Source organism: Streptomyces sp. NPDC104309 (assembly GCF_055584025.1).
The window spans coordinates 59,597-78,427 of record NZ_JBVJMV010000002.1; the positions used below are offsets into that span (position 1 = coordinate 59,597).

18 protein-coding genes are annotated in these 18,831 nt (G+C 70.4%); 9 read left to right on the forward strand and 9 right to left on the reverse strand.

Annotated elements, in window-relative coordinates:
- Position 1 precedes the first annotated feature (1 nt).
- The 4 genes from ACZ68L_RS02010 to ACZ68L_RS02025 all read right to left on the reverse strand — a co-directional run bounded on the left by ACZ68L_RS02010 (position 2) and on the right by ACZ68L_RS02025 (position 3,665).
- Positions 2 to 538 (reverse strand): GNAT family N-acetyltransferase, encoded by a 537-nt coding sequence (locus ACZ68L_RS02010; protein ID WP_469573421.1) that lies wholly within the window; start codon positions 536 to 538, stop codon positions 2 to 4.
- A 147-nt stretch (positions 539 to 685) separates the two neighbouring features.
- Positions 686 to 1,543, reverse strand: coding sequence for a DUF6597 domain-containing transcriptional factor (locus ACZ68L_RS02015; RefSeq protein WP_469573423.1), 858 nt, complete (start codon positions 1,541 to 1,543; stop codon positions 686 to 688).
- A 126-nt stretch (positions 1,544 to 1,669) separates the two neighbouring features.
- Positions 1,670 to 2,584 (reverse strand): universal stress protein, encoded by a 915-nt coding sequence (locus ACZ68L_RS02020; RefSeq protein WP_469573425.1) that lies wholly within the window; start codon positions 2,582 to 2,584, stop codon positions 1,670 to 1,672.
- 79 nt (positions 2,585 to 2,663) lie between these two features.
- On the reverse strand, positions 2,664 to 3,665 hold the full coding sequence (locus ACZ68L_RS02025; RefSeq protein ID WP_469573427.1) for an Acg family FMN-binding oxidoreductase: 1,002 nt from the start codon (positions 3,663 to 3,665) through the stop codon (positions 2,664 to 2,666).
- Positions 3,666 to 4,020: 355 nt separating this feature from the next.
- On the opposite strand from ACZ68L_RS02025, the gene ACZ68L_RS02030 reads away from it, so the two are divergent.
- From ACZ68L_RS02030 to ACZ68L_RS02060, 7 genes are all read left to right on the forward strand, one after another.
- Complete coding sequence (locus ACZ68L_RS02030; RefSeq protein ID WP_469573429.1) at positions 4,021 to 4,785, forward strand: HAD family hydrolase; 765 nt, start codon at positions 4,021 to 4,023, stop codon at positions 4,783 to 4,785.
- A complete protein-coding gene (locus ACZ68L_RS02035) occupies positions 4,782 to 7,403 on the forward strand; it encodes a glycoside hydrolase family 65 protein (protein WP_469573431.1) in 2,622 nt (873 codons plus the stop codon). Before ACZ68L_RS02030 ends, ACZ68L_RS02035 begins: the two co-directional genes overlap by 4 nt.
- A 415-nt stretch (positions 7,404 to 7,818) precedes the next feature.
- Positions 7,819 to 8,316, forward strand: coding sequence for a SigE family RNA polymerase sigma factor (locus ACZ68L_RS02040; protein ID WP_361443704.1), 498 nt, complete (start codon positions 7,819 to 7,821; stop codon positions 8,314 to 8,316).
- Positions 8,309 to 8,815 (forward strand): hypothetical protein, encoded by a 507-nt coding sequence (locus ACZ68L_RS02045; protein ID WP_469573432.1) that lies wholly within the window; start codon positions 8,309 to 8,311, stop codon positions 8,813 to 8,815. Before ACZ68L_RS02040 ends, ACZ68L_RS02045 begins: the two co-directional genes overlap by 8 nt.
- Positions 8,816 to 8,892: 77 nt before the next feature.
- Positions 8,893 to 10,146, forward strand: a complete 1,254-nt coding sequence (locus tag ACZ68L_RS02050; protein ID WP_469573434.1) for a mannosyltransferase family protein — start codon at positions 8,893 to 8,895, stop codon at positions 10,144 to 10,146.
- Positions 10,147 to 10,330: 184 nt separating this feature from the next.
- The gene (locus ACZ68L_RS02055; RefSeq protein WP_469573436.1) at positions 10,331 to 10,864 is read left to right on the forward strand and encodes a hypothetical protein; all 534 of its coding nucleotides are present in this window, start codon (positions 10,331 to 10,333) and stop codon (positions 10,862 to 10,864) included.
- A gap of 215 nt (positions 10,865 to 11,079) precedes the next feature.
- On the forward strand, positions 11,080 to 11,535 hold the full coding sequence (locus tag ACZ68L_RS02060) for a VOC family protein (RefSeq protein WP_469573437.1): 456 nt from the start codon (positions 11,080 to 11,082) through the stop codon (positions 11,533 to 11,535).
- Between the two features lie 168 nt (positions 11,536 to 11,703).
- On the opposite strand, the gene ACZ68L_RS02065 is transcribed toward ACZ68L_RS02060, so the two are convergent.
- From ACZ68L_RS02065 to ACZ68L_RS02085, 5 genes are all read right to left on the reverse strand, one after another.
- Complete coding sequence (locus tag ACZ68L_RS02065; protein ID WP_469573440.1) at positions 11,704 to 13,038, reverse strand: Dyp-type peroxidase; 1,335 nt, start codon at positions 13,036 to 13,038, stop codon at positions 11,704 to 11,706.
- Between the two features lie 17 nt (positions 13,039 to 13,055).
- Positions 13,056 to 14,069, reverse strand: a complete 1,014-nt coding sequence (locus ACZ68L_RS02070; protein WP_469573441.1) for a hypothetical protein — start codon at positions 14,067 to 14,069, stop codon at positions 13,056 to 13,058.
- 22 nt (positions 14,070 to 14,091) lie between these two features.
- The gene (locus ACZ68L_RS02075) at positions 14,092 to 14,625 is read right to left on the reverse strand and encodes a hypothetical protein (protein WP_469573443.1); all 534 of its coding nucleotides are present in this window, start codon (positions 14,623 to 14,625) and stop codon (positions 14,092 to 14,094) included.
- Between the two features lie 237 nt (positions 14,626 to 14,862).
- Positions 14,863 to 15,375: a hypothetical protein gene (locus tag ACZ68L_RS02080; protein ID WP_469573444.1), complete on the reverse strand. Its 513-nt coding sequence runs from the start codon at positions 15,373 to 15,375 to the stop codon at positions 14,863 to 14,865.
- A 146-nt stretch (positions 15,376 to 15,521) separates the two neighbouring features.
- A complete protein-coding gene (locus ACZ68L_RS02085; RefSeq protein WP_469573445.1) occupies positions 15,522 to 16,112 on the reverse strand; it encodes a hypothetical protein in 591 nt (196 codons plus the stop codon).
- 327 nt (positions 16,113 to 16,439) lie between these two features.
- Here ACZ68L_RS02085 and hemL point away from each other — a divergent pair, with 327 nt between their 5' ends.
- Positions 16,440 to 17,747: a glutamate-1-semialdehyde 2,1-aminomutase gene (gene hemL, locus ACZ68L_RS02090; RefSeq protein WP_469573982.1), complete on the forward strand. Its 1,308-nt coding sequence runs from the start codon at positions 16,440 to 16,442 to the stop codon at positions 17,745 to 17,747.
- Positions 17,744 to 18,436 carry a histidine phosphatase family protein gene (locus tag ACZ68L_RS02095; protein ID WP_469573447.1) on the forward strand — a complete coding sequence of 231 codons (693 nt, stop codon included), beginning with the start codon at positions 17,744 to 17,746 and terminating at the stop codon, positions 18,434 to 18,436. The genes hemL and ACZ68L_RS02095 overlap by 4 nt, the downstream gene beginning before the upstream one ends.
- Positions 18,437 to 18,831 lie beyond the last annotated feature (395 nt).

Sequence of the window (18,831 nt, forward strand, 5' to 3'; positions counted from 1 at the left end):
GTCAGCTCGTCCCGTCCGGGGTGAGATCCAGCCGCCAGTCGTTCGTCAGCAGCACATGGCCGGGCGGGTACTCGAAGTCGCAGGCGCCGATCAGGGTGAAGCCCGCCTTGCGGCACACGGCGTTCGACGGGCCGTTGTCGACGGACGGATAGGCGTGCAGATAGCGGTGCCTGTGCTCGGCACGGGCCTGCTCCGCGACGGCTTTCGTGGCGGCCGTCGCGATGCCCAGGCCCTGGTGTCCCGGGAGGACGGCCCACCCCGTCTCGTACACCTCCCGCCCCTGCCAGGTCCGCTCCCAGAAGCCGATGGTGCCCACGGCCTCGTCCCGGCCGGTCAGGGCGATGCGGAACATCCTGCCCCCGCCCGTCCGGCCCGCGCTCATCGCCACATAGCGCTCGTGGCGCGCTATGAGCTGCTCCTCCGACTCGGGGCCGCCGAGATGGGCCATCAGTTCCGGTGCGTTCGCACGGCGGAGCAGCTCCAGGTCGGCGTCCGACCAGGCCTCGATCCGTACGGACGATGAAGCGGTGCGTTCCATGCCGAAACTGTAGGACGCGGCACTGACACCAGGACGCGGCACCGACACTCGGGCGGCGCCTTCGGCGGTCGGGCGGTCGACTCGGGGGGTGGAGGGCCGACTCGGCGGCCGGACGGTTCTGTCGGCGGTCGTCCGGGGCCCTGGTGGTCAGTGCTGGGCGAACGCCGTCGGAGGGGCGCCGACCGTTGCCGTGAAGTCTCTGACCAGGTGGGCCTGGTCGCTGTAGCCGAGTTCCGCGGCGAGTGCCGCCCAGTCCACCCCGCGGTCCGACTCGGCCCGCTCCAGTGCCTCGTGGATGCGGTAGCGGAGGATGACCCACTTGGGCCCGACGCCGACGTACGCGGCGAAGAGCCGTTGCAGCGAGCGCGGCGACAGCCCTTCGGCGCGGGCGAGTCGGTCGACACGGCGCACCGTACGGTCCGTACGCACCAGGTCGACCAGGGCCATCGCGCGGTCGGCCAGTGGATCCGGTTCCGGGGCGAGCGCCAACAGGTATGCGTCGAGAGCTGCCACTCGTGCGTCCTCGTCCACCGGGTCCAGCACGGTCGACGGCGAGGTGCGCGATGCAGGTGCGGCGGACGAGGTGGGTGGGACGAACGAGGCGTACGGGGCGAACACCTCGTCCGCGGGCAGCCGTCGCCCCGTCCACTGGGAGACGGGCCGGGCCGGTGCGAACGGGCGGAATCCGCCGGGCCGGAACTGCACCCCGCAGACCCGCCCCCGGCCCTCCAGCTTCTGCGTGAAGAGCTCCAGGCCGATGCCCGAGACCTCCGCGAACCCGGTGTCGTGCCCCCGGCCGTCCTCGTACCGCTGGAAGACCAGGTTCACGGACGGGTGCGGCACCAGATGGGAGGAGTAAGGCTCCCGCAGGTCCCAGTCGATGAGCCAGTAGTGCTCCAGGTACGGCCGGAGTTCCGGGCAGGGCTCGTGGCGGCGGAAACGCACCTGCGCGAAGAGTTCGGAGGCGTCGACGATGCCTCGGGTGTTACGTCGCGGACCGGCCATGGCGGCGATCCTATGGCGCGCGGAACTCATCAGCGAGTCGCCGGAAACGGCCGTCGGCCGGCCTGCTCCCGTGGTGGGCGGAGCCCTGTCCCGTGCCGGACGGGGTGCCGTGCCGCCCGGTCGGAGTCAGTCCGGGCCCGCGTAGGGATCGGGTCCGGGGCGGCCGTACGTGTCGGGGACGACGGCGACCGGGCAGGGCGCGTAGTGCAGCATCGCGTGGTTCACCGGGCCCAGGTGAAGGCCGTGCCGGCCGCCGGTCCGCCGTGTGCCGACGACCAGTAGTTCGGCACCTTCGGCGGCTTCGAGCAATTCCTGGTGAGCCGGACCCTGTACCACCGAGCGGTGGATGACGACGTCGGGGGAGCCGGTCCGGTCCAGCCCCGCCAGGACGTCTTCGAGGTGCTCCTCGGCCCGCTGTCGGTGCGCGGCAGCAGGGGAGCCCGAGAGGAGCGGATGACTCATGGCCTCGTGGGCGGGGCAGCGCCAGGCCCGTACGGCGATCAGCTCGCCGTTGCGCGCTGCCGCCTGGCCGAGGGCGAAGACGGTGGCCGCCGACGGTTTCTCGGCGCTGCTGATCCCGACGACGACGCGGCCGGACCGCGGCGGGGTGCTCGGCGTCCTCGCCGGGACCACCACGACCGGGCAGTGGGAGCGGTCGGCGAGCGCGAGGCTGACGGATCCCAGGAGCATCCCGGCGATCCGGCCCCGGCCGCGGGAGCCGAGGACGATCAGGGCTGCCTCGTGGCTCTCCTTGACGAGCGCGGCCACCGGGTCCTCGGGCTGCACCTCGGTCACCACGGACAGCTCGGGGTCGAGCCGTTGCGCGCGTTCCCGGGCGGTGGCGACAAGATGCTCGGCCAGGACCTGCTCGGTGGGGCGCTCGGTGTCGGAGTCGGGGCGCAGGCCTTCGTAGCGCTCCCACAGCGACGCGTGGACGACGCGCAGGGGAAGCCGTGAGCGTGCCGCTTGGGCCGCTGCCCAGTCGAGGGCGCGCAGACTGCCCTCCGATCCGTCCACTCCGACGACTACGGGGAGCGGCATCGCTCCCACCGCCTTCCGTGCTGGGTGCTCGCTCCACCGCGGGCTCGGGCGCATCGTTCCGGCGTACGCCGGGGCGTTTCTACGGATCGATCGTCAGCACGTGGTCCAACGGGCGGCGCGGTGTGCGCGGTCCCGTGGGCCCGTATCCCATGCGGACGATCATCTGCGCGTACCCCGTGCCGAAGACCGGGTCGCGCAGGAGCCATCGCAGGTCCGGCCATTCGATGGGCTGCGTGGCGAACGAGGTGGACACATGGTGGATCGTGGCGGTGAGCAGGACGCGCTCCAGCGCCTGACCGGCACTCAACCAGTCCGTTGCGCGGTCGCCCGGGGTGCTCAGCAGGCCAAGCTGCGGCTGCTTCTCGAACGGGATGCGTGCCCGGCCGGGGATCGCGCCGGTCCGCGCGAAATCGCGTGTGATCGCCCGTTCGGAGGTGTCGCGGGGGCCGAAGGCGTAGTCCGGGATTCCGTCCACGGGCGCCTCGGTCCTCGTGTTCCGGGTCCACCGCTCCTGCTCCGCCTTCCGCTCCGGGTCCCCGCGGTCGTATCCCTCGGCGTCCTGGATCAGTTCGACGACGGTCTCCAGATGCGGCGGGGCCAGGAACGTGAAGTCCGCGCCCTCGATACGGGCCGCTTCGGCGAAGCGCGCGCGGACGTTCTCGGGGATCACCTGTTCATCGAACGGATAGCGGCTGGTGTGCCGGTCCCGGATCGCGCGGTGGAGAGCGGCGAGAGCTCCGTCCTCGGGCCTTTGCGCGGTGTCGGGGCGGATCCCGAGACGGATGGTGGCCAGTACCGCCGGGTCCGACGGTACGGGCAGCAGCGTGGTGACCGTGTCCAGGCCGCGGTGGGCGGCGGACACCCGCAGATTCAGCAGAGCCGCGCCACAGCCCACGTGCAGTGCGCGCTTCGCGGGGTCGGCCTCCGGTATCGCGCGGTCGAATTCCGCCAGAAGCGTGAGGGTGCGGCCTGCGCGTGTGTAGCGGAACCGCCAGGGCTGGGCGTTGTGCAGGGACGGGGCGGCGCCGGCGTCGGCGACGAGGCCGGAGAGCGTCGCGTCGTCGAGTGACTGGCTGAGCATCGGAACTCCCGGAGGTCGGGAACGGTCGATGGTCTCTTCAGCATGTCAGCATGGACCAGATAGCGCCGTGGCGCTATGGGGTTTTTGTCCCTTTATTGTGACCTTTTATTGTGGCCTTGCCTGTCCTCTCATGGCCCTGCTCGTGTTCTCGCAGCCATGCTGGTCTCCTCATGACGATGCTGGCCCGTTTGTGGCTTTGGCTGGTCCGCCGCCGGTCTCCTGCGCCGTGGGCTGTCCCGTGCTCCTGCGCAGTGGGCCGTCCCGTGGCCGGACGGAATCCCCCATTCACGCCGCGCCCGTGGGCCTGAACCGTGGTGCCATGAAGGAGAGCCCCTGACGAAGGGATCGCCCGGTCATGGCAGCCGCACCGCCCCTGGCACCGTGCCTGCGTTCCGTGCGGGCCGTGGTCTTCGACACCGACGGAGTGATCACCGACTCCGCCCGGCGCCACGCCGCGGCCTGGAAGAGGGCATTCGACGCCTGCCTGTCGGCCGCCGAGGGCCAGCGGCCGTTCGACGACGTCGACGACTATCTGCGCTTTGTCGACGGCCGCTCGCGAAGGGACGGCGCGGCGGCGTTCCTGCGATCGAGGGGGCTGGACCTTCCCGAGGGCCGCCCCGACGACCCACCGGGAACCGGTTCGGTGTGGGCGGTCGCCGCCCGCAAGGACGAGCTCTTCACACAGAGCCTGCGCACCGGCCCGGTCGACGTCTGGCCCGGCACGGTCCGCCTCCTCGACGTGCTGCGCGCCGAGCGGGTGCCCTGCGCCGCCGTCTCCGCGTCCCGGCACGCGGCGGAACTGCTGGCGCGGGCGGGTCTCGACGACCGGTTCGACGCCGTGGTCGACGGGAACGAGGCCCGTCGGCTGCGGCTGGCCGGGAAACCGGACCCCGCGCTCTTCGTCGAAGCGGCGAGGCGTCTGCGGGTCCCGGCCGGGGACACGGCTGTGGTGGAGGACGCGCTGGCCGGGGTCGAGGCCGGACGCCGCGGCGGTTTCGGCCTCGTGGTCGCCGTGGACCGTACGGGTGATTCCGCCCACGCCGCCGAACTGTGCCGTCGCGGCGCCGATGTCGTGGTGTCCGATCCGGGGGACCTGCTGACGGCCGGGGGCGGCGGATGACACGGGCCTGGACCTGGTCGTACGAGGGGTACGACCCGCAGGAGGAACGGCTGCGGGAGGCGCTCTGCACACTCGGCAACGGCCGCTTCGCCACTCGTGGGGCCGCACCCGAGACGTCCGAGGGCCGTTCGCACTACCCCGGCACCTATGCGGCGGGCTGCTACAACCGGCTGACCTCGTCGGTCCGGGGCCACCAGGTCGAGAACGAGGACCTCGTCAACCTGCCGAACTGGCTGCCGTTGCGCTACCGCATCCACCCTGCGGGCACGGCCCCCGGGCCATGGCTCACCCCGGACCACCCGCACCTCGTGGAGCACGGTCAGTCACTTGATCTGCGCGGGGGCACGCTGCGCCGTCGGTCCGTCTACGAGGACGAGGCGGGCCGTCGCCTGCGGGTGGAGCAGTGCCGTCTGGTGCACATGGGCGATCCGCATCTCGCCGCGCTGCACACGGTGTTCCGGGCGGAGGGATGGACGGGCGTGATCGAGGTGGAGGCGGGGATCGACGGAGACGTCCGCAACTCCGGCGTCGCGCGGTACCGGGACCTGTCGAACCGGCACCTCACCGGCTGGGTGACCGGCACGGAGGAGGACGGTGTGGTGTCGCTGCGGTGCCGCACGGTGGAGTCGGACGTCGGTGTCGCGCTGGCGGCCCGCACGCTGGCCGGGTGCGATGGCGAAGGCGGACAGTTCCCCGGCCCCGGTTCCGGCCTCGGCCAGGAACCCGAACCGGGTTCCGAAACCGACCCTGGCCCCGGCCTCGAAACCGAACCGGGTCCTGGCCCGGGACCGGGTCCTCGCCTCGGCCAGGAACGCGGCCTCGGCCACGAACCCGGTCCCGCCCCCCGCTTCCGGCAGACGGAGAAGGCGGTCTTCCGGCGGCTGGTGCTGCCGCTGAGTCCGGACTCCGACGCCGTCGTCGACAAGACGGTGGCCCTTCACACCACCCGAGACCCCGCGATCGGCAGCCCGCTGCGGGCGGCCGTCGCCGAGGTGCGGGGCGCCCCTGAGTTCTCACGTCTGCTGTCCTCGCACCAGCGGGCCTGGGCCGAGCTGTGGCAGCAGGTCCGGCTGGAGGTCCCGGGTGAAGCGGGCCGCGTTCTCCGGCTGCATCTCTTCCACCTGCTGCAGACGCTCTCCCCGCACACGGCCGAACTCGACGTGGGTGTACCGGCGAGAGGGCTGCACGGCGAGGCGTACAGGGGCCATGTCTTCTGGGACGAGCTGTTCGTCCTGCCGTTCCTGAACCTGCATCTTCCGGAAGTGTCCCGAGGGCTTCTCGACTACCGCTACAGGAGGCTGCCCGCGGCCTGTCGCGCGGCACAGGAGGCGGGCAGGGCCGGGGCGATGTACCCCTGGCAGAGCGCCGACGACGGACGTGAGGAGACCCAGGAACTCCATCTCAATCCGCACTCCGGGCGCTGGCTGCCCGACCGTTCGCGGCTGCAGCACCATGTCGGCTCGGCCGTCGCGTACAACGTGTGGCAGTACTGCCAGGCCACCGGGGACACGGAGTACCTGCACTCCAAAGGCGCGGAAATACTGGTGCAGATCGCCAGGTTCTGGGCGGACAGCGCCGAGTGGGACGAGTCGCTGGCCCGGTACCGCATCCGCGGTGTCGTCGGGCCGGACGAGTACCACGACGCCTATCCGGACACCGGGGCCGCGGGCCTCGACGACAACACGTACACGAACGTGACAGCGGCCTGGGTCCTGTCCCGCGCGACGGAGCTGTACCGCACCCTGCCCGAGGCGCGGCGACGGCAGCTGCTCGACGGGATCCGACTCGGCCGCGACGAACCGGAACGCTGGGAGGACATCTCCCGCCGACTGCATGTGCCGTACCACCAGGGTGTCATCAGCCAGTTCGCCGGTTACGGGGAACTGACCGAGCTCGACTGGGCGGGGTACCGGAGGCGGTACGAGGACATCCGGCGGCTCGACCGCATCCTGGAGGCGGAGGGCGACACCGTCAACCGCTACCAGGCGTCCAAACAGGCCGATGTGCTGATGCTCGGCTACCTCTTCTCGCCGCAGGAACTGGCGGGCCTCTTCCGGCGGCTCGGGCATGTGCTGGACGACGACATCTGGCGCGCCACCGTCGACTACTACCTCGCGCGTACGAGCCACGGCTCCACGCTCAGCTCCCTGGTCCACGCGTGGGTGCTGGCCCGAGCGCACCACGAGGAGGCGTGGACGTACTGCGAGGAGGCGCTGACCGGGGACGTGGCCGACATCCAGGGCGGTACCACCGAGGAAGGCATCCATCTGGGGGCGATGGCGGGCACCCTCGATTTCGTGCAGCGCGGGATGACGGGGCTGGAGACCCGCGACCGCGCCCTGTGGCTCGCGCCTGCCACGCTGCCCCAGCTCTCGAAGTTCGGGGTACGCGTCAGATTCCGCCGGCACTGGGACGTGGACCTGAGCTTCCGCGCCCAGCGCGTTCGGATCGCCGTACCCGACTCGTACCACCCGGCCGTCCGGGTCGTGCTGGGAGGCCACACCCATGTGATCACCCCGGGCACGGCCCGATGGCTCGATCTGCCCCCGGCCGGGCACGACTCCTTCCCGCCGGGCCACGCGAGGTGCGACTGCCCCGCCCGGTGGCTGCCGGCCTGAACGGTCCTCCCGCGAGTCCGGCCGCCGGTGGACCGAGGCGCCCGTGAGACGTCGCTCGGGCAGCTGCCGCTGCGGTTCGTCAGCGCCCGCCACTTGAGGATTCGAGGTGGGGCCGGGACCCTCGCCGAATACACAGGCGATCATTTCTTCGGCCTGTTGTCCGAGACTTGTTGTCCGAGACCTGCTGCCTGACACCTGCTGTCCGAGACCTGCTGGTGATCGCGGCGCGATCCGGTGCTTCGGTGGGCCGGGGCGGGCCGGGCCGGAGCGGACGGACGAGTCGCGTCGGTAAGGGCGTGTGCCGGTCCGGGGGCCTGTGTGATGACCGTCACTCAGGTTTCTTCGGGTTCGGTGTCGTCCGAACACGGGGTGCCGGGCGTATGCCCGGTAGAGCGAAGAGATCCAGGAGCTGTTTTTGACCGTCGAGGAATTCGAAGAGTTCTACGCGCAGACGGCTGCCCGGCTGACAGGGCAGCTGTTTGTGATGCTCGGCGACCAGCACGAGGCGCAGGACGTGGTGCAGGAAGCTTTCGTCAAGGGCTGGAACCGACGGCGTCAGCTCGACCGCGACGGGCAGCCCGAGGCGTGGATCCGCACGGTCGCCTGGCGCCTGGCGGTGAGTCGGTGGCGCGGCCGGCGCCGTACGGCGGACGCCTGGCAGCGCAGCGGTGCCCCACCCCACGTGGAGGCGCCCGGCCCGGACTCGGTGACTTTCGTGGAAGTACTGCGGGATCTTCCGCCCAAACAGCGCCGCACGCTGGCCTTGCACTACGTATGCGATCTGACCGTCGAACAGATCGCCGCGGAGACCGGTCTGGCGGCCAGCACCGTCAAGACGCATCTCGCCCGGGGACGGGCCACGCTCTCGCACCGTCTGCAGGATCCGCGTACCGAGGAGGGGCCCTGTGTCTGAAACCCACGACCCGTTGCGGTCACTGTTCAAGGAAGCCGCCGCCGCGGGCCAGTCCCGCGCCCTTTCCGCTCCGCCCTCGTTCATCACCGAGCGCGGGGAGCGAGTGCACAGGCGCCGGATCCTCGCGCTGGCCGTCGGAGCCTGTCTGGTCTTCTCCGGCGCGGGCGCGGCCGCGGCCTCACTGCTGCCCGAGAGCCCGGACACCTCCGTGCCGGCCACGACCCCCTTCACGCTCCGGCCCTCTCCTGCGTCCTCCCTGCCCGACTCGCCCCGCACCAGCCCGTCGCCGACGGGCCTCCCCTCCTCCAGCCGGAGCACATCGGGGACACCGGCCTTTCCTGGCTGGAGCGCATCGGAGACACCGGCCCTTCCTGGCTGGAGCGCATCGGAGACACCGGCCTTTCCCGGCCGGAGCACATCGGGGACAACGACCTTCCCTGGTTCGAGCCTGTCGCGGGCATCGACCACACCCACGCCGAGCAACAGCTTGCCCGGCTGACCTCCATGCCTTCCGTGCCCCAGCGGCGCTTGCCCGGCCGGTCCGGCACGCGCACATCCGACCCAGGAGACCCTGTTGTGAGCCTTTCCTCCTTTCATCGGCAGCGCGAGCGTCCGCCCAGCCCCACCGGGACCGCTTCCGGGCAAGCGCCCCATGAGGCCCTGTCATCGCAGGACACGAGCTTCCTCGGCCGGTTGCTGCTCCGGCTCAAGCCCGCCGACCGCGAGGTGCTGTGGCTGTACCTGATGACCCGGGCAGGTATCTGGGTCACGGCCTACTGCACCCGCTGGCTGTTCGCCGACGACCGCCAGGCCCACCACCCGGCCTCGTTCTTCTCCCCGTGGCAGCGGTGGGACTGGTGGCATTACCTGCACATAGCCCAGGACGGCTACTTCCCGGGAGGGAGCGGCCCCTGGACGTCCGGCTGGGACAACAGAGAAGCCTTCTTCCCCGGCTTCCCGCTCCTGCTGCGGGCCGTCCACACCGTCGTCCCGAGCTGGCCCGCGGCCGGCGCGCTGATCTCCTTCGTCGCCGGTGGCGTCGCCGTACTGGCCCTGGCCCGGATCGCCCGGCTGCATCTGCCGCAGGACGACGCGGGGCAGCGTGCGGCCCTGTTCTTCCTGCTCTCCCCGTGCGCGGTATTCCTGGCGGCCGGGTACACCGAAGCGCTCTTCCTCGCCCTGGCCCTGCCGGCCTGGCTGGCGGCCCAGCGCCTCAACTGGCCGCTCGCGGCCGTTCTGACCTGCCTGGCCACCACCGTCCGTGTCAGCGGCCTCTTCCTTGCCGCAGCCGTCGCGGTCCACTTCCTGGTCACCGCCCGCAGCTCCGCCCAGTGGCGCGCTCTTCCCTGGCTGGCGCTGCCCGCCCTCCCGCCCCTTCTCCACAGCTGGTACCTGCACACGCACACCGGTGACTGGATGGCCTGGAAGCACGCCGAGGAGCGCGGCTGGTACCGCGACTTCCACGCCCCCTGGGAAGCGTGGCAGAACACCTGGCACGCCGCGTTCGGGCATTCCCAGTCCACCGGGTACGCCCTGATGTTCCAGGCCGAGCTCCTCGCCATGCTGGTCGGCGTCGGTCTGTGCGTCCTGCTGCTCCGGCGGCGCCGCTGGGCCGAGGCCGTGTACATCGGCCTCAGTCTGTGGGCCCTGGGCACTTCGTACTGGTACACCTCCATCCCCCGCGCGACCCTGCTGTGGTGGCCGCTGTGGACCGGTCTCGCCGCCTGGAGCCTGCGAAGTCCCCGTATCAAGACCGCCTATCTCACTGTCGTGGCACCGGTGATGACGGTCTTGGCCGTCACGTTTCTCGCGGGACGCTGGGCGGGCTGACCCCCACCCCGCCGAAGGGGCGGTCCGGCCGACACGGGATCGCGTCGCGGATGATCCCGACATGGGATTTGGTCGCGGATCGTGTCGCGGATCCTGTCGTGGGTCGCCGTGACCGCGAAATTGGCATATGCCAATCGGTAACTTTTGTTTCCGTAATCGAGGTTCGGTAACTAAAGTTGTCGGCATGACGCGAACTCAGGCCACCGACGCCGAAGTGGCAGTCCTGGAGAAGGCCCTCTATGACGCCCTGACCCCTCTCGCCTCGGCCATGCGTGCCCGGGAGACCGGGCGTCCCGCGCAGCACATGTGGGATGCCGACCCCATCGACGTGACGCTGTCGATCCTCCACTGCTGGAAGGTGGTGGACGAGACGGTCGAGCGGCTGACGGCGAATGCCGCACGGACCGCCGGTTCCTACGGCGCGAGCTACGAGCAGATGGGAGCCGCCTGGGGGATAACCAGGCAGGGTGCCCGCAAGAAGTGGCCCGGCGCGATCAGCAAGCCGACGGCCGCCGAGCCGGAGCCGAGCACGGTCGTACTGTTCGGCGGTTCCGCCGAGTTGTACTGGGAGCCGTCGTTGAGCGGCTGGCGGTGGACCGGGCACGGGGCCGACGGAACACGCGGCGAAACCGACGGATCCCTCTCCTTCGACGCGAAGGAAGAGGCCGCGGCCCACGCGGGCGCCTTCCTGAAGGAACATCTTGTCGAGAGACCCTAAGGGCCGTCCCGTCATCCCTGGCGGCCGCGCGACGACAGCCACGGCACCTCGCCGCGTTGTCGGGACGTCCGCACACATCCAGGATGCGGACGTTCCTCCGCCTTGCGATGCACCGCATCCGTCGCCGCGCGCTGATCCGCCACGGATTACGGGACAGCCCTGGGGCCTGTTGCGAAAGTGGATCGTCTGTCAGACCTGCCTGGGATGCTCCGAGCATGGAGATGACAGTGCAGCTGACGATCGACTGCTCCGATCCGCAGAGAATGGTGACTTTCTGGGCCGAGGCCCTGGGCTACGTGCCTGAGCCTCCGCCGGGCGGGCACGCCACGTGGCGTGCATACTGGGCGACGGTGGGGGTGCCCGAGGCAGAATTGCCGGCCGGTGCCGGGGATATTCCGGAGTCGATCATCGATCCCGCGGGACGTGGACCGAGGGTGTGGTTCCAGCAGGTTCCGGAGCCGAAGGTCGCCAAGAACCGGTGGCACTTCGACCTGAAGGTCGGTGGGGGCCGTGACGTCCCACTGGACGTCCGCACACAGCAGGTCAAGGCTACGGTGGAACGGCTGGTCAAAGCTGGTGCCACCGTGCTGCGGATTAAGGATGAGCCGGACATGGGGCTGTACGCCGCCGCCATGCAGGACCCCGAGGGCAACGAATTCGACGTCGTCTGAGGACCGTTGCGACGGCGCTGGTCACAGCCACTCGTTCACGGCTGCGACCAGCACAGTCGCCTCGTAGCGGACGGAGAGCTTGTCGTACCTCGTGGCAGGGTCTCCACCGGTCTCCCTTCGGGCGGCGGAGAACGGGGGGACGGTGCCGGGGCACCGGTCGCCGCGCTGTCAGTCGCGCAGGCCGCCGAGCCGGCGCAGGGCGGTCAGGCTCGGCAGGAAGCAGTACTCGCCTCCTCGGGTGACGACGAACCGCGGCAGCGGGGCAAGGCGTCGGCGCAGCGGCCGACGGGGAATGGTGAAGCCGGCGGAGCCGTCGTGGGATCCGGTGACGGGGTCCTTGGCGTCATTCGCGCCGAAGAAGACGCCGTCGTTCATCCATTGCGACTGGACGAACTCGAACTGCCGCCCCAGATGCGCGCCGATGAACGCGAACATGAGGCCGCGGTCGGCCCCGTCGTCCTCCAGTACCCCCTCGGGGAGCGGCGGACCGTAGACCGCGCCGCGCCGGATCATGCGGTGCAGTCGCACCTCTCCCGCCACCGCGGCGTCGCGGGGGTTGGCCCGGCGGATGTGGCAGCCGCCGGGCGTCTTGAAACCCGCCGGATCGTCGCTCTCGTACAGGAAGGTGTTACGGCGGTGCGGGTCGACACCGAGCGCGGGATCGTCGTGCTGCGGAGTCAGCGCCAAGGGAGCACCGCTGCGCCAACGCCCCATGATCTTCGCGGCGATCAGCTCTTCGTCCTGGGGCCCGGTGGAGTTGTCCTTCAGATAGCGCCGGAACTCGGCGACGTTCTGATGGAGCTTGCGGAAGACCGCGTAACTGCCGTTGCGTCCCAGCGCGGTCGGCTGTGGGCTCTGGATGCCGCCGATCTCGTCCCGGTAGCCGAGGACGAACTCCCCGGCCTTCAGCGGCACTTCCAACTGGTTGGATCCCGGTATGCCGCTGCCTTCGACGGCCGGATGGCTGACCCCGTCGCGATAACCGAAATGCTCGGTCTCGGTGGGAAGTGCGTAGCAGTCCTGCCGCCATATCGCCGTCACGCCGGAAAGCCCGTCGTATGCGGCGCGGGCGCGGTCGACGGCCGCTTTCAGCCGTGCGGGGTCGGGCGCGACCGCCGTGAGCACCACATGACCATCGGGGCTGCCCAGCGGCGCTTCCCAGTGCTCCGGGCTGCTCTCGCCCACATCGCCCAGCGCTTTGGCACGGGCCGCCATCCCCTGCCGGAACTCCCAGGCGAACGTGTCCAGCGAGGCGCGCGGTACCCCCAGCGCCTCCAGGCCGCGACAGGTGAGGGCCACGCTCACCCAGGTGTCCCCCAACGGGCTGACCGGGTCCGCCGCGGAGGTCACCGCCGTGCTCGCGCGCCGCATCAACTCCCGTCCGGGACCCCGGTCATCGATGCGGAAGGCGAGGTAAGTCGCCGCGTACGGCGTCGGCCGGGGACTGAGAACCCCACGCTGGATGTCGTCGAGCTCCAGCGTGACGTCCGTGTGCACGCTCACGGTTGGCCTCCCGGGCCCTACTTGGCGACGAGGTTGCGCCAGAAGTTCCGCAGGCTTTCGTCCCCGCCGAACAAGGAGCTGAAGATCGTCGAGTCCGCCAGCAGCAGGTCGGCCGCGCGGTCACCGCCGGGAGGCATCCACAGGAACATGTTGAACTCCGTGTTGCCGGCCTCGGTGAACGGATGCGGCCTGGACATGTCGATCGGCTGCCTGGCCAGCACGCGGACGGCGTCCGGCTCGTCGGTCGTCACGTCGTAATGCGGCAGATGCAGGTGGAAGTTGAAGTTCGTCACCCCGTCCAGCCAGCCCTTCGGGTCCAGGTCATCGACCGTGGACAGAGGGGCGATCCGGTTGCCCTCGCGTGTCGCCGGGCGCAGCCCGTACCGGTTCATGACCGGCACTCCGAGGCCCTGCATCAAGTCCCTGACGTAGGTGGCGAACCGCTGCTGCCGGGGCACCAGGGGATCGCCGTGATGGCGGTACTCCATCTCGCGGACCGCCAGGTCGTCCGATGCGCCGACGTCGTGGTGCGGGCCCAGGACGAGGCAGGCGTCCTCCCGGCGGAGGAACGCCCGTAGGGCCTCGATCTCCCCGGGCCGGACCTCCTGCTCGGTGACCGTGTGGTCCAGCCCGAACACGAACATGACGTCCGTGTCGTCGAGCACCCGCTCGTCGAGTGGGGTGTGGAAACCCGCCTGGTCGATGCGCTGATACACCGGCACGGGATGCCCCGTGACCTCCTCGACGAACTCCTGGAACGGCACCCATGCCCAGAAGAACAGCTCCAGTGATCCCGCGATGCCCTGCTGGAACCGATACGGATCCGACCACTTGGGGTCCTCGTAGGCCGGCCATGTCACCCGCCTGACCTCGGTCATCGTGGAGAAGCGGTTGTCCAGCTCGGCCGTGTTGCGGCCGGCCTCGGCCGGATAGCTCCACGAGACGTAGATGCTCACCCGCCGCCCACCAGGGGTGTACTCCCGTGGAATGTGCCTCTGGTTGTATGTGCGCGCGGTCTTGACCTCGCTCATTTCGCTCGTCTCACTGATCGTCTCACTGCATCTGGTCGAGCATCTCCGACAGGGCGTTCTTGACCTGCAGAGCCTTCTTGATCTCGTCCGACGTCACGTACGGATACTCTCCGTACTCGATGAAGCTCGGACAGTGGTGTTGCCGTACGAATCGGACGAACGCCTCGGGGTTCGTCCGCCAGTCCGCGGGAAACCCTTCGAGATTCTCGAAGGCGGTGCTGACGCCGGCTTTGGAGAACAGCGCGACGGCGTCCTCCGTGTACTTGTCGAAGTCGGTGTCGAAGGTGCCTTGGTACATGAAGCGCGTGTCGTCGTCGAAGAGAACCCAGCGCAGATAGTGCAGCTTCAACGGCGCGAGAAGATACGGATCCTGCTCCAGCGCCTCGGCCAGGGCGCGGCCGTACTCCCGCATCGCGTCGGCCCTGCCCGGTTTGACCTTCGCCACGATGGTGAAGCCGTAGCAGGCTGGAGTCCTCGGGAAGACGGGGCCGTACTTGCCCTGTTCCAGATGGTCGGTCTCCTTGGGGATGACGACGGCCTGCGGCTTGATCTCCATGTCCGCTCCTCTCCGCATTCCAGAGGTGGGGACCCATCTCCAGCGTTGCACCCGATGCCTGGGTGTGCCTGCTGGGCGGGAGGTGCCGACGGCTCCGGTGCCGACGGCTCCGGAGCCGGCCACGGAAGCCGGGCGGTTTGCGCGGCACAGCTGTGAGAGACCACCTGCGTACGACGGCTGAGCAACGCCGCTGATCGACGCCGCTGATCGACGTTTCGGACCGCGGCGACGGACGCGTCAGTGCGTCAGGGCGACCTTGAGGAGCACGATGAGCAGGCCGAGCACCAGGTTGACCGCCCCAGCGGCCACCACCATGCGGCCCGCGGCCCCCGCGCGCAGAGCGGCGACCGAGGCCCAGCCGACCTGACCGGCCAGCGCGACGCCCAGGGCCAGCCACAACGCCCCTTCCGGGCCGAGGCCCAGCAGAGGAGTGACGGCGACCGCCACGGCCGGTGGGACGGCCGCCTTGACGATGGGCCACTCGGCCATGCACACCCGCCGGATCTCCCTCCCGTCCAACGGCACGTACATGATCCGCTCCCCGAGCAGCCGGGTGAGCACATGGGCGGCCCAGAACACCACCCCGGTGCCCAGCAGCAGGAGAACGAGTTCCAGCCGTGGGAAATAGCCGAGCGATCCGGCCCCGACCACCACCGAGGCGGCGAGCAGCGAGCCGTACACGGCGCCCGCGTAATCACGCCGCTCCGTGGCGCCCACGTGCGGACCCTGTGCGGGAGGTGGACCGTCCATGATTCCAGTGTGGCCATGCCTGTTGTGCGCCGCACGGCCACAGGTTCCCCGGCATCCGGACGCGTTCGATGCCCTGTCGGCCACCTCCCTGGGCATGTGCGGCGGCGGGGCCCGAAAGCCCGGCACGCACCCAGCGAAGCCTCGGGTCAGGGCCAGACCAGGCAGTACGCCTGGTGCCCCGCGTCGTGCAGCCGGTGGGAGAAGTCCTGCCACTCGTGCAGCAGTTGGTAGACGTTGAACGCGTCGCGCGGGCCGCCCCGGTCCGGGACCGTGGACCAGATGAAGGCCGCGGCGCCCACCGACTCCTCGCCCACGCCGCGCAGCGGGTCGACGACCGTCATCGGAAGCTTGACCACCGCGTAGTCGGGGTGCAGCACGACCAGTTCCAGCGGGGGGACCTTGTGCAGGGGTATGCCCTGAATGCCGGTGAGGACCATCGCCGCCACCGTCTCCGGCTTGATCTTGGTGAACATGCCGCCCATGCCCAGTTCGTCGCCGCCGAGTTCCTCGGGACGCATCGAAATGGGCACGCGTGCGGCCGTGGCCCCGTCCGGGGCCCCGAAGTACTTGTAGGTCACCCCCACCCGGCCACCACTCCTGCTTCCGGCTCCGCCACCCTGCGCACCACTGGCCTGTGTGCCTTGTCTGCGCTCCGCCTCACGCCGGTGCCGACCCCGCCGGGCAGGCTCGGGCCCCAGGTCGTCGGTCCCTTCGCCCACTCCGCCACCGCGATGCATATCTCATCCACCCGACTACTACTTAGGAGACGCAGCCCCCGCCGCGCAACCCGATCATCGTGTCAGTGACCTCCCCCGCGGGCGTGCGGTGAAACACTTGCCCGCAAGACCGTCCGTGACCCCGGCACCCTGGCGTGTGTGAGCTTTCCCCTTGAAGTCACCAGTTTCGCAGACGCGAGGGGGCTGACGCCCGGTCGTCGCGCGACCAATGTGCTCGTGGGGCTTTCAACGGCCGGGATCTTCCGCTCCCGGCCGCTCGGGAGGGCTGTCCTACCCTGGGGAGGTCACTAACCCCCGGAGTCGGAGAAGTCGCAGGTCATGACCGAACTGCCTTATCGATATGAAGCCCCAGTTTCGCAGACGCTTTTCGACCGCGCGTCCCTCGTGACGCCCGGCGGCGTGAATTCTCCCGTCCGTGCCTTCCGGGCCGTGGGCGGCACGCCCCGCTTCATGGTGTCCGGTACCGGTCCCTACCTCACCGATGCCGACGGCCGGGAGTATGTCGACCTCGTGTGCTCGTGGGGGCCGATGATCCTCGGTCACTCCCACCCCGAGGTCATCGCCGCGGTTCAGGAGGCGGTGGCCCGCGGCACCTCGTTCGGTACGCCCGGTGAGGGCGAGGTGGCGCTCGCCGAGGAGATCGTGGCCCGGGTCGAGCCCGTGGAGCAGGTGCGGCTGGTGTCGTCCGGCACCGAGGCGACCATGTCCGCGATCCGTCTCGCCCGCGGGTTCACCGGCCGCGCCAAGGTGGTGAAGTTCGCCGGCTGCTACCACGGCCACGTCGACGCGCTGCTCGCCGCCGCCGGGTCCGGGGTCGCGACCTTCGGCCTTCCCGACACCCCGGGGGTCACCGGCGCGCAGGCCGGCGACACGATCGTGCTTCCGTACAACGACCTGGAGGCCGTGCGGGAGGCGTTCGCCGCCCAGCCCGGCGAGATCGCCTGTGTGATCACCGAGGCGTCGCCCGGCAACATGGGTGTCGTACCGCCGCTGGACGGTTTCAACGCCGGGCTCAAGGAGCTCTGCGCCGCCAACGGTGCGCTCTACATCTCCGACGAGGTCATGACCGGATTCCGTACCTCGAAGGCCGGCTGGTTCGGCGTCGACGGAGTGCGGCCCGACCTGATGACCTTCGGCAAGGTCATGGGCGGCGGTTTCCCGGCCGCGGCCTTCGGCGGGCGTGCGGACGTGATGGCGCACCTCGCCCCGGTCGGTCCCGTCTACCAGGCGGGCACCCTCTCCGGCAATCCGATCGCCACCGCCGCCGGCCTCGCTCAGCTGCGGCTGCTCGACGACGCGGCCTACGCGAAGGTGGACGCGGTCTCCGCGGAGATCCGCGGCCTGGTCGGCGAGGCGCTGGCCAAGGAAGGCGTGGCGCACGTCGTGCAGGCGGCGAGCAACATGTTCTCCGTCTTCTTCACCGACCGGCCGGTGCGGAACTACGAGGACGCCAAGCAGCAGGAAGCTTTCCGCTTCACCGCCTTCTTCCACTCGCTGCTGTCGCAGGGCGTCTACCTGCCGCCGTCCGCCTTCGAGTCCTGGTTCGTCTCCACCGCCCACGACACGCAGGCCGTCGAGCGCATTGCCGCCGCTCTGCCCGCCGCCGCCCGCGCCGCCTCGGAGGCCACCGCATGAGCGAGAACAGAGGCCCCAAGGACATCACCGTCGTCCATCTGATGCGGCACGGAGAGGTGCACAACCCGGAGGGCGTGCTCTACGGACGCCGTCCCGGCTACCACCTCTCCGAGCTCGGCCGGCAGATGGCCGACCGGGTCGCCGAGCACCTGGAGGGCCGTGACATCACCCATGTCGTCGCCTCCCCGCTGGAGCGCGCCCAGGAGACGGCCACGCCGATCGCCAAGACGCACGGCCTCGACCTGGCCACCGACGAACGGCTCATCGAGGCCGCCAACGTCTTCGAGGGCAAGACCTTCGGAGTCGGCGACGGGGCACTGCGCAAGCCGGACAACTGGAAGCACCTGACGAATCCGTTCCGGCCTTCGTGGGGGGAGCCGTACATCGATCAGGTCGTGCGGATGATGGGCGCCCTGGACGCCGCGCGTGACGCGGCCCGCGGTCATGAGGCGGTGTGCGTCAGCCACCAGCTGCCGATCTGGATCGTGCGGAGTTTCGTGGAGCGGCGGCGGCTGTGGCACGACCCGCGCAAGCGGCAGTGCACGCTCGCGTCGCTGACCAGCTTCACGTACCAGGGCGACAAGATCGTGTCGGTCGGGTACACGGAGCCGGCGCGTGATCTGGTGCCCGCGCATCTGCGGGCGGGGGCGAAGCCGGTGAAGGGGAAGTCGAAGGCGTTCGGCGCGTAGCGCGCCCTTGGCCAGCGGGGGCGCGGTATGCGCCCCCGCCGGCCCGGGTGCGGTGTGCCGCACCCCGGTCCTCCGGCTCCCGCCGGTCCTCCGGCTCCCGCCGGTCCTCCGGCTCCCGCCGGTCCTCCGGCTCCCGCCGGTCCTCCGGCTCCCGCCGGTCCTCCGGCTCCTGCCGGTCCGCCGTGCCCCGGCCCTCACCGCCGCCGGTCCTCCGCGCCTGACCGGTCTTCCGGTCCTCGCCGGTCTTCCGCACCCGGCCTTCACCGGTCCGCCGTCGGCCCCTGTCTTCACCGGTCTTCCGGGCCCGGCCCTCACCGCCGCCGCGCCCGGCCCTCGCCGGTCCGCCGTCGGCCCCTGTCTTCCCTTGCCGGGCCGCCCTCGATCGCCGGACGGGC